The 11,199-nt window shown below is 38.4% G+C and carries 11 protein-coding genes; 6 read left to right on the forward strand and 5 right to left on the reverse strand.

Annotated elements, in window-relative coordinates:
• Positions 1–87: 87 nt before the first annotated feature.
• Genes BHV72_RS05575 through BHV72_RS05585 form a run of 3 tightly spaced genes read right to left on the reverse strand, consistent with a single transcriptional unit; the run spans position 88 to position 2,242 of the window.
• Positions 88–1,023 carry a DUF5712 family protein gene (locus BHV72_RS05575; protein WP_057250472.1) on the reverse strand — a complete coding sequence of 312 codons (936 nt, stop codon included), beginning with the start codon at positions 1,021–1,023 and terminating at the stop codon, positions 88–90.
• 11 nt (positions 1,024–1,034) lie between these two features.
• Positions 1,035–1,748 (reverse strand): DUF5712 family protein, encoded by a 714-nt coding sequence (locus BHV72_RS05580; RefSeq protein WP_151848839.1) that lies wholly within the window; start codon positions 1,746–1,748, stop codon positions 1,035–1,037.
• Positions 1,739–2,242, reverse strand: a complete 504-nt coding sequence (locus BHV72_RS05585) for a BfmA/BtgA family mobilization protein (protein WP_007833665.1) — start codon at positions 2,240–2,242, stop codon at positions 1,739–1,741. The genes BHV72_RS05580 and BHV72_RS05585 overlap by 10 nt, the downstream gene beginning before the upstream one ends.
• Positions 2,243–3,670: 1,428 nt before the next feature.
• Between BHV72_RS05585 and BHV72_RS19625 the strand changes: the two genes are divergently transcribed.
• A complete protein-coding gene (locus BHV72_RS19625; RefSeq protein ID WP_502691062.1) occupies positions 3,671–3,910 on the forward strand; it encodes a terminase gpP N-terminus-related DNA-binding protein in 240 nt (79 codons plus the stop codon).
• A gap of 149 nt (positions 3,911–4,059) precedes the next feature.
• Complete coding sequence (locus BHV72_RS05595) at positions 4,060–4,227, forward strand: hypothetical protein (protein ID WP_157463320.1); 168 nt, start codon at positions 4,060–4,062, stop codon at positions 4,225–4,227.
• 403 nt (positions 4,228–4,630) lie between these two features.
• On the opposite strand, the gene BHV72_RS05600 is transcribed toward BHV72_RS05595, so the two are convergent.
• Both BHV72_RS05600 and BHV72_RS05605 read right to left on the reverse strand, forming a co-directional pair.
• The gene (locus BHV72_RS05600; RefSeq protein WP_055170264.1) at positions 4,631–5,398 is read right to left on the reverse strand and encodes a metallophosphoesterase; all 768 of its coding nucleotides are present in this window, start codon (positions 5,396–5,398) and stop codon (positions 4,631–4,633) included.
• Between the two features lies 1 nt (position 5,399).
• Complete coding sequence (locus tag BHV72_RS05605) at positions 5,400–5,978, reverse strand: metallophosphoesterase (protein ID WP_055170265.1); 579 nt, start codon at positions 5,976–5,978, stop codon at positions 5,400–5,402.
• 488 nt (positions 5,979–6,466) lie between these two features.
• Between BHV72_RS05605 and BHV72_RS05610 the strand changes: the two genes are divergently transcribed.
• The 4 genes from BHV72_RS05610 to BHV72_RS05625 form a co-directional block, all read left to right on the forward strand.
• Positions 6,467–7,840 (forward strand): ATP-binding protein, encoded by a 1,374-nt coding sequence (locus BHV72_RS05610; protein ID WP_055170267.1) that lies wholly within the window; start codon positions 6,467–6,469, stop codon positions 7,838–7,840.
• 27 nt (positions 7,841–7,867) lie between these two features.
• Positions 7,868–9,751, forward strand: a complete 1,884-nt coding sequence (locus tag BHV72_RS05615; RefSeq protein WP_055170269.1) for a DUF4435 domain-containing protein — start codon at positions 7,868–7,870, stop codon at positions 9,749–9,751.
• Positions 9,752–9,844: 93 nt separating this feature from the next.
• Positions 9,845–10,126: a helix-turn-helix domain-containing protein gene (locus BHV72_RS05620; RefSeq protein WP_055170809.1), complete on the forward strand. Its 282-nt coding sequence runs from the start codon at positions 9,845–9,847 to the stop codon at positions 10,124–10,126.
• A 23-nt stretch (positions 10,127–10,149) separates the two neighbouring features.
• Positions 10,150–11,199, forward strand: a 1,050-nt coding sequence (locus BHV72_RS05625; RefSeq protein ID WP_286855052.1) for a type I restriction endonuclease, incomplete at its 3' end; no start/stop codon positions are given.

Raw genomic sequence — 11,199 nt, forward strand, 5'->3', positions numbered from 1 at the left:
CCGGAAACAGACAGCTGGCAATGCCGCCGCCAAAAAGCAGGGCTGCCAGTCTCATAATAAACATATGATCCATATTCATAAATTGATTTAGATTTTTCCGGTAAGCGCATCCTTTACCAGTCTTTTGGCTTCCGCTATGAGAGCCTGTTTCGGATTCGCCATGAAACGGAACATCCGGTAAGACACATCCAGCATCTTCCTCTCGTTTCTGAATTCTTTCTGCAGGATGGCGGATTTGGCCATGCTCATCGCCTCGTTCTTTCCTGGAACATAATGGTAGGTGTGTTCCCTGCCGTCCTCGTAATACCTGTGCGTGGCCTTGTAATCATACATGCTGATGAACCGGTCCGCACACCGGGCTTTCCACTCCATGTGTTCGAAGCCGATCATGACTTTTTTGCCATCCAGGACATGGACAAATCCCTTGCTTTTTGCGAGCGGTGACAATGATACCGTCTGTGTCACATCGTTCCGCGAAACGATGATATGAACATGGAGTTGCAGCCCGGGTTTCCTGTCCCCGGCTTTTGCCCGTCCCTCCTTTACATCCTCATCATTGTTCCTGTAGTGGCGTTCCGTTTCCACCCTCCCAAAATAAACAAGATCCTTTCCTGATTTTATCTTCTCCCTGCGAAAATTCTCCGCATACAGGTCCATACAGTTCCGGGAGTAATTCTTCAACTCATGAATGACCTTTTCCTGTTCCTCCACGGTGAGCCGCTCAAATTCCGCCACCTGCTTTCCTGTAACCTTCCGGATCAGGTGGACCGCTTCATCCTGTGAGGGATTGATGGACAGCATATAGAATTTATCGTCTCTTTTTTTTAGGCTCTTGTGGTTGTTGTCAATCTTTTGCATGACCGTCACCGGTGCGACATAATCCTCCTCATGGGAGAAGAAAGTGTCATAATAAGGTTTGTCTTCAAGACTTTCCTTCAACAGATATTCCACCAGTGCCCGGCACCTGTCCTTGTTGTCGCATACACAGGGTGTGTTGACCGGTTTATGTACTTTTACAAACATATTTATAGGTTTTATGAGTAATAATGGTTATATGATATATCAAAAGCCTGGGAACATACAGTGTACCACAGCCACCTGTCGAAACCGATCATTCCCTTTTTACCATTCAAGATATTAACAGATCCCCGGCTGTTGGCAAGAGGGCATAATGTTACCGTCTGTGTCACATCGTTCCGTGACACGATGATATGAACATGGAGTTGCAGCCCGGGTTTCCTGTCCCCTGACTTTGCCCGCCCCTCCTTCACATCCCGGTCTGTTCCTTTATAATACCGGGCATTACCGATTCTTCCGAACCAAAGAATATCCTCCACTCCCTTTATCTTTTCCCTTCTGAAATTTATTGAATAACACCTCATGCATAGTATTGTAAATTTCTTCAACTCGTCAGTCACTTCAATCTGTTCCTCCATGGTGAGCTGCTCGAATTCCGTCACCTGCTGTCCGGTGACCTGCCGGATCAGGTCGGCCAATTCCTCCTGTGAGGGACAAATGAAAATCCGATAGAACTTATCATCCTTCCTTTTCAGCCTTCTGTGATTATTGTCAAGTCTTTGTATAACCTCCGCAGGGGTTATATGACACATGTCATGTGAAAAGAAATTATCATAGTATTCTTCACTTGCCATGCATTTGTCCCTCAGATAGGTTATTAACATTGCAGAGGACCCTTTATGATTCCGTATCCCCGGCATATTGCTTGTCTTGTGTATTCTTACGAACATATTTCCTTTACCTTATATAACAACATTTCCAGATAGACCGGTGCGACAAAATAATCTGTTCCTTTTTCCGCCTTCTTGAAGTTCTTCTGGTCGAAAGCGTTTTCCAGCAGCCTGACAACCTGTCCGAGTTTCCGTCTGTCCTCCACGTCAGGAGCACCTGCTTGCTTCAAGCGTTCCACTTCCGCTTTCAGTTGGGTGACCTGTTTGTCGGCCCGGTCCAGCAATTCATCACTGTGCGCTTCCGGCGCCGGAAGCAGCTTGTCGATCTTGTCTTTCTCTATGGCACGGATGATTTTGATGATCCGTTCGATTCCCTGAAGTTCCAGTGTCTTGAACTTCCCGTTGATTGACGTTCGGGGATCCACCCCGTTCCGCTCAAAGTAGGACAGCATTGTCTCAATGAACTCACTGGCCGACACGCTTCCTTTCATTTCGTCCAGATGCTGTTTCACATCTATGGATACACGAATGGTTTTTGTAATTTTTGTTTGCATAATCTTGAATCTTTCCGCAAATGTAAGGGCGGACCGGCACAACCTTTTTGTGCTGCCTCCATCTTTTTTTCTGTAGATTTTTGTCTACATCGCAAATTGTTAACAATCAAATATATATAAAAAACATGTCGATTTTATGTAGACAACACAATTACTTGATAATCAACAGAAAAAAGACTTAAATCTACAGAAAAAGTAGACAATTTGTCTACAAAAAATCTCACAACCTATTGACAATCACGGCTCTGCGTGATGAACATTCCATTGAAATGGGATGTCTGCTTGCTCTTCCTTATTATTTTTTCGATGAAAAAATGGAATTTCTCGGGCAGAGCCCTTTCCAAAGAAAAGAGAAAAGACCATGCGGAATGAAATGAATATAAAAAATATGTGACAGAAAAACGGATATATATTATGTCCATACAGGAACAAACTGCAAGGTCATATGGCAGATACGGATGTGCGCCGGATTTCAGGTCTTGAAAGACACGGAGAAATCCGGAAAGGCACTGGCATTGCCATTTTTGTAAGAGGTTCCTTCGGAAGCTATCGGCAAGTGGCCGGTGGACAAACCGGAAGACAATACGGCAGACTTTATCAAACCGATTCTGAAAATCAAGAAAAGTACAATATCTGTTTCTGCATAATCTTCCCGAAAAAAAGAAAATGAACAATACCTGACAGTCAATACTTATGGGTTGCGATAGAAATGCGCATGAACATTCCTGTCCATGAACGAATAAAAATATAGGTAATCTGAAAATGATGGCGGAGAACCGGACATGCCTGGTAGCGTCAAGAAGGAACAAAAAGAAGCGGCAGGATTATTTTGAATCGTCCTCTTTTTCCACGAATCCGATAGGTATACATTCTAAATTGCCGTGTCACTTTTTTTTAACATCCATTCAATATATATATCCATCCAATACTTAATGTCAATACATTAAAGTGTTTTAATATTAAAACATTAAAATATCAAAATGTTGAAATATTAAAACTTTAGTCATAAATACCTGTACATGAAGTCATGCAGGTGTTGTTTTATGATATTTATTTACCCATACATGTTATATTATCATCAAAAATATCAGACACCTAATTCTGTAACCCACACTTGATCTTATGTGGAAAATCAATGGATATTCTTTTTTTCAAAGGAATGCTGACGGTTCAATTTAAAAACATTTTAATATCAGAATATTTTAATTTTTAAATTGTTTGATATTTTAAAATTAAAATATTACAACATTAAAATATTAATACGGACAGGTATGGAGTTGTAATCCGTATCTTTGCCCCATGTCCTTTTAGAAAAAGGAAATATGCCATCATGCCTCCTAAAAATGTCTATATTTGCGTTTCAATAATATAAATGATATGGACAGAACTAAGGACGCATGCAGACACCAATCAAACAACAGAGTCATCATGTGGTACAAAATAAGAGAATTATATTCAAAAGGATTTAACAAAAGTCAGATTGCGTTCCAGCTTGGTCTGCATAGAAGTACGGTGCGCCGGTACTTGAAAATGGATGAGGACACATTGACTGCAAAATTGCAGCATCGCAGGCGATATCCCCGCATACTTGACAAATACGAAAGTTATGTCTGTGACGTTCTTTCCCGACGCAGCATATTAGACCAGTTGACTACCAATGTTTTATAAATAAAATGGTAGAAAAGTCCGTTTTGCACTTCTTTTTCTTCGCTGAACGAGTACAAAATTAGTGCATTTTTTCGGATTATGAAAGCAACTGAAAAACTTTGTGCAAAATCATTTTTGAAGGGCTGATTTGAGGTGTATTAGTGAAAAGTATGGAATATATTGCATCGCATTTTGTCGGTGATGATGTTCGCGGTTATTTCGCTGATTGTTTCTCCAAGGTTGAAGATGATGTAGTGTATTATAAAGGTGCTGACCAAAAGAAAAAATCGTTTGCTTGTCGAAGTTTTTCTTTCTCCCTCTTTTTGACTTTACTTTAATGGACGTATATATGAATACGAGGATAAAGTAAAGTTGTTTTTTCTTTTGGTCGGCAAAATAGTTTTATCGAATCCTATGAAGTAATAGCTGAAAATTGAACTATTATTAGTATTTTTACCCCCGAAAAGTTTAAAATGTGGCTGTTATGGAAGATGTTTATTCGCTCTCCGATGTCACTGCCGATAAAATAAATTTTGATCTTTTATTGGTCTCCGCAAAAGTGCCTCTTTCGTGTTTCAAGTCAACGAACTTTAATATAAACTTTGTGTTTTCAGTTATTCGAAAAAATTGAATAACTGAAAATCTTAAGCCCCAACATATCATATAATATAGAAATAGATGCTTTTTCATTCACTATATGATACATTGAGACCTAAAATATTCTTGGTGGGTCTATGCCTGTCACAAGATAAGGTTCTTGCTTGGTTCAAAACCATTGGTGATATGTTCATTTTGACAAACATATCCCATTTGATTGCAAACGACCCTTGTGCCATTTATTTCAGCATCGATGTTGGTGTGCGAGTGCCCATAAATCCAAGCGTCAATGCGACTGTCAGCTATAAGTTTGCTCAAATCAGTAGCAAATGCACTATTCAAAACAGAACCCTTATGATGAGGGGCAACCACTTCTAATGTGGGAAGATGATGTGTTACCACTACAATGTGTTCTGCAGTACTTTCTGCCAGACTTCCCTTGATGAAATCCAAGCAGAAAATATGCATTTGATTAAATTCTTCTGTTTGGAGCAATTTATCATTATACTTTATCTGCCGGAAGTCATTCATGCCTTTCCACACAAAATATTCGTTAGCTGGTGAGATGTGAGACCACAAAGTGTTCATGATAAAATCTGTATCATCAATCCGTATCACTTGATTTTGATAATATCCTACATTTTCCTTAAACATCCATTTCCATTGTAATCCTCTATCCATCACATCACAATAATTGTAATACTCGTGGTTTCCGGGTACGATGAGCACCTGACGATAATTAGCAGAAGTCCATTTCCAGAAATTACTCAAAGGTGCAACCTTGTTTTTCAAGTAAAATATATCTCCGGCAAGAACCAGAATATCTCCCGTTACAGGTAATTCATTATGTTTTAGCCACCTGCTGTTATCACTGAACTCCAAATGCAGGTCGCTCATATATTGTATCTTCATCTTACTGTCCTCCTTTTTCAATTTGTTTGGATATAATTCTCTTAACCTGCTCAAATGATACAGGGGTAAAGTTGTTGTTATCAACTCCGACATCGTATTGTGTTGGATAGAGATACTGAAGCCTTGCAGCGTCAATTCCGGTGTTGTTTTTCCTTGTGTGAACGTGCCCGAACAGTTGCCATACATCTTTATATCCGCCATCAAAGCATAGAAAAGGATAGTGGTTCAAATATATCCTTTGCTTGCCGACCTCTATGTGCATCTGCATTGCCACATGTTCAAATCGGTCAATGTATCCTTGGCGTATATTTTTCAAATCGTGGTTGCCCATAATCAGATGTATCCTGCCGTTCAATCTGTCAAGCATTTTAGTCCACTCAGCTGAACCGCCAAGACAAAAATCGCCCAAGTGAAAAACAATATCATCTTGTCCGATTGTATTATTCCAGTTGGAGATAATAGTTTCGTTCATCATTTCCACATCCTTAAACGGTCTGTTGCAGAAATGAATAATATTCCCGTGATAAAAGTGGGTGTCAGATGTAAAGAACACCTTGCTGCCATCAAATTTATAGTTCATTTCTTTTCAATTTATATGTGCATCACTGCACGTTAATAATCAAGTTATCAGTACGCATTAGACGGAAAAGGCAGAAGAGCATCACAAAGGCGACTGTCACAAATGGGCATAAAAACAAAATAGTTGGAGGTTTGGTAAGGACTCTCCAACTATTCAGCTTATATTTTCAATCAAAGTACAAAAGTGTACTCGCTATGTTCGTTGGAAAGTATTTACTATACGAGGTTCAATGCGTGAAACATGAACACTCGACACAGATTCAGTGCGTTTATTGCTCTGAATTGCGGTTGTCATTGATAATATGTTCATTCTGTTTCTCTGCATTGTTAATATTATATCGTTTCAAAAACGAAGCAAAATTAGCAAATAAATCCCATACTGCCATTGTTTTACATTAAAATCTTTTGTAATACAGAAAAATACTTAGCTCAAAATTTCGTATTATGCCATTTAAACATTATGTTTGCATGACATAATAAATATAGAATATGAAATTCGTTGATAGAATAGATGAAGCAGCACGGCTGAAGGATGCTCTTGCGAGAGAGAAGTCTTCGTTAGTCGTCATGTATGGTCGTAGACGATTAGGTAAGTCAACGCTTATCAAAAGAGTGTTGTCTGACAATGATGTTTATTTTCTCGCTGACCGTTCTGAAAGCCAATATCAGAGAACATTGCTCGCCAAAGTGATAGCACAAGTGTTTCCAGATTTCGACAAGTTGGCATATCCGGACTGGGAATCTATGTTTCGTGCGGTTAATTATCGAACAGACAAACGTTTTACTATATGTCTGGATGAATTTCCGTATCTTGTGGAACAATCTCCAGAGCTTCCATCTGTTCTGCAGAAACTTGTTGACGAGAAGCAACTGAAATATAATCTTGTGCTCTGTGGTTCTTCTCAAAATATGATGTATGGGTTGTTCCTTGATTCTACAGCACCTCTCTATGGCCGTGCTGATGAGATAATGAGGCTTGCGCCGATACGTTTGCCGTATATTCAGGAGGCTTTGAGTCTTGATGCGATGAATGCCATTGAGGAGTATTCCGTATGGGGAGGTGTACCACGTTATTGGGAACTAAGGGAAAACAAAAGCTCGCTTGATGATGCATTGTGGCACAACATCCTTTCTGTGAATGGAACACTTTACGAGGAACCAGTCAAACTCTTTCAGGATGATGTGAAGGATATTGTCAAGACTTCGACAATAATGTCTTATATAGGTACTGGTGCAAATCGTCTTTCAGAAATTGCTGGACGATGCAATGAACCTGCAACTAATCTGTCACGACCATTGAAGAAGCTTGTAGATCTCGGATTCTTGGAAAAAGATGTTCCATTCGGGATTGATGAAAAGAATGCAAAAAAGAGCCTGTATAAAATAGCCGATCCATTTATGGCATTCTACTATCAGTTTGTTGTTCCTAACCGTTCGTTCATCGAGCTTGGTCGTCGTATGCCATTAGAACAGGCTTTGGCAGCCCATTTTTCTGAGTATGTGAGTATGAATTGGGAAAAACTGTGCAGGGATGCTGTAACGGGAAATATAGTCAATGGAACTGTTTACGGCAAGGCAAAACGCTGGTGGGGTTCTGTTTTTAATGAGGATAAGAAACCGGAACAAGTCGAATTTGATGTAATGGCAGAATCGCTTGATAAAAAGTATCTGCTGGTAGGTGAGTGCAAATGGACAAATCAAGAGAATGGGAAACAGTTGACAGCCGAGCTTCTCCGTAAAGCAAATCTGTTACCGTTTGCTAAGAATTACACGATTATTCCGGTCTTATTTCTTAAAAATGCTCCGAAAGATGATGTTGAGAATGCGATGTTGCCGGAAAATGTTGTTGAGTTAATAAGATAAGTTATCTCTAATAAGAGTGTGATATATATGGATAAGAAAGAGCTATTGGATTTGATTGATCAAGATTCGTCTTTTATGAAGGCGTTTCTTGATGAGTATAGACAAGATGGTGTAAATTTTGGTGCAGAAGATCGTTTGATGAGCCTATTTGTTGATATGAAACAAAGTGTTGTGGAGGATCAGATACCGGAATCTTTATTTGGCCGCTTAGTAAATTTAATACGAACTTTAGAAGTGGAGAAGCTGAGAACGCATCAAAATGAACTTCAGAAATTACACAACTTTGAGAAATATCGTGATTTGGCAGAGCATGTATTCGTTAATAGCTTTTTTGTGAGTAAAACATTTTATTTACTTAAAGCGATTGGTTTTACAAGTTCTAATGTGGTTCTTATAGGAGCGAATGGCAGTGGTAAGACTACATTTGCAAATTCAATAAGAGAACAATTAGAAAAAACAGATAATGGCATTGTTATTCCAGCTCAAAAATTACTAGTATTTCCGACATACAATAGTATTCCAACATATAAATCAGCTTTTGCTGATTATGAGAGTCGTCAGAAAGTTTGTTTAGATGATAAGCAAACTTTTAAGGCAGAAAAAAATGATGATTATCCTTATTCTTTATCAAAACAATATAGTGAAGAACTAAGAATACTTGTTTCTGCATTAATTTCTGAGAGATTAGAAAGAAGAAATAATTTTTGTTCAAATGCGCTAGAAGGAGATATTATACATCTTGATGATTTTAAAAGTAATATAGATGAGGTTATTGAAGTTTGGAATCATCTTATAGAACATAGAACTTTATTATGTGATAATTTAGGAAATCTTCAGATAGAGTGCGGAGACGAAAAATATCCTGCATATAAAATGAGTGATGGAGAACGTGTTATTTTTTATGTTGTCGGACGTGTCATGCTTGCTAAAGAATCGTCTTTGATTATCGTTGACGAGCCGGAGATGCATTTGCATAAAGCGATACTTAATAAACTGTGGGATATATTGGAGGAAAAGCGTAAAGATTGCATGTTTATATATTTAACCCATGACATAGATTTTGCTTCTACAAGAATAGCTAACAAACGTTGGTTAAAGTCTTATAGTTGTAGTGTCTCTGGTGTTTTTGAAAATTGGGAAATTGAACCAATATATGATTCCGAGATACCAGAGGCACTGTTAATGAAAATATTGGGTAGCAGGAAAAAAGTACTATTTTGTGAGGGTAAACAAGGTAGTTTGGATAGGCAAATATTTGAATTATTATTCCAGAATTTTACAATAATACCACTTACATCGTGTAAAGATGTAATTAATTATACAAAAGCTTATAATAGAATAGGTAATAAATACGCAGTGGCATATGGTATTATTGATAGAGATTTTAAAACAAAAGAACAATTGGATAAACTAGTAACGGAGAATGTCTATTCGTATGATGTTGCTGAAATAGAAAATCTCTTTCTGGTGGAGGACTTTATTAAAGGTTTTGCTGAATATAAACATGAGATTTGCGATATAGATAGCATTAAAACACAAATTTTCACTTCGTTTGCTCGAGATAAAGAGCAACAAATTTCTTCATATCTAATTTATCGAATTAACTATAATTTTAATGAGTCTCATGTTCGGAATGGAAAAGACAAAACAGAAGTAGAGGCGAATTTTGGCAAGTTTGTAAAGCAAATCAAAATAGAAGAGTGGTATAATATGCGAGAACAGGAATTAGATGATGTAATTAAAACTAACGATTATTCAAGAGTTATTAGACTATACAATAATAAAGGTCTTCATTCTATTATTGAAAAGGCCTTAGGTATTTCAGCTTATAATTCGAAAGCATTAGAATACTTAAAGAGTTGTCCAAATGCTCGCGCTATATTGCGTAATGTTTTACCCAAATTAGAGTAGAAACACCAATCAACAACCTGAAAGTTGTGTAATCTCGATTATTTATAGTACCTTTGCCTACAAAATAAGGCAAAGGTATTTTTGATGCATACAATGGCTGAAGACAAGATAGACAACGCTTTAGGAGAAGGAAAGAATATAATGGAAAACAAGAGAGAGGATTGGGTTTGCCATTCACAGGCTATAGCTGCAACTATGTCGAACCGGATGGAGGAACTTGGTATGACACAACGAGCTTTGGCTGAGAAAATGAATTGTACCCAGCAGTATGTTTCTAAAGTGTTGAAAGGTCGTGAAAATTTGTCGTTGGAAACCTTATGCAAAATAGAAAATGCATTAGGCATCAAGATATTGCAAGCTAGAATAAATAAGTAACAACACCATAGCAGAACAAGAATATGTCAACACAAAGCGAAGCGGCATTGGAAGCCGGACTGATAGCCACACTCCGACAAATGGACTATGAGTATGTCCAGATTGTCGAGGAAGATAATCTTTATGCCAATTTCAAACGTCAGTTGGAGATTCATAACAAGAAACAACTGGCGGAAGTTGGTCGTACTTCATTTACGGATGAAGAGTTTGAGAAGATATTGATTTATCTCGAAGGTGGCACACGCTTTGAAAAGGCCAAGAAACTTCGTGACCTCTATCCGCTTGATACGGTAAATGGACAACGGATTTGGGTGGAATTTCTTAATCGTACCCAGTGGTGTCAGAACGAGTTTCAGGTCTCAAGTCAGATTACTGTTGAAGGACGGAAAAAATGCCGCTATGATGTGACTATACTTATCAATGGTTTGCCATTGGTTCAGATAGAATTAAAGCGCAGGGGAGTAGAACTCAAACAGGCATATAATCAGATACAACGCTATCATAAGACTTCGTTCCACGGATTGTTCGACTATATCCAATTGTTTGTTATATCAAATGGTGTCAATACCCGCTATTTTGCCAACAATCCTAATAGCGGTTATAAGTTTACATTCAATTGGACGGATGCTGCCAATCATCCGTTTAATGAATTGGATAAGTTTGCCGTATTCTTCTTGGAAAAATGTACGCTTGGCAAAATCATAGGGAAATATATCGTGCAGCACGAGGGCGACAAATGTTTGATGGTGCTTCGTCCTTATCAGTTCTATGCCGTAGAGAAAATTCTGGATCGTGTGCAGAACTCCAACGATAACGGCTATATATGGCATACAACAGGAGCCGGAAAAACATTGACTTCGTTCAAAGCTGCCCAACTTGTGTCAGAGTTGGATGATGTGGATAAGGTTATGTTTGTTGTTGACCGACATGACCTTGATACCCAGACTCAATCGGAATATGAAGCCTTTGAGCCAGGAGCTGTGGATAGTACTGATAATACGGATGAACTTGTGAAACGCCTTCAAAGCAATTCCAAGATTATCATCACTACCATTCAGAAACTCAATGCTGCA

The sequence above is a fragment of the Bacteroides sp. 43_46 genome, from assembly GCF_001915455.1.
Classification (GTDB): Bacteria; Bacteroidota; Bacteroidia; order Bacteroidales; family Bacteroidaceae; genus Bacteroides; species Bacteroides caccae.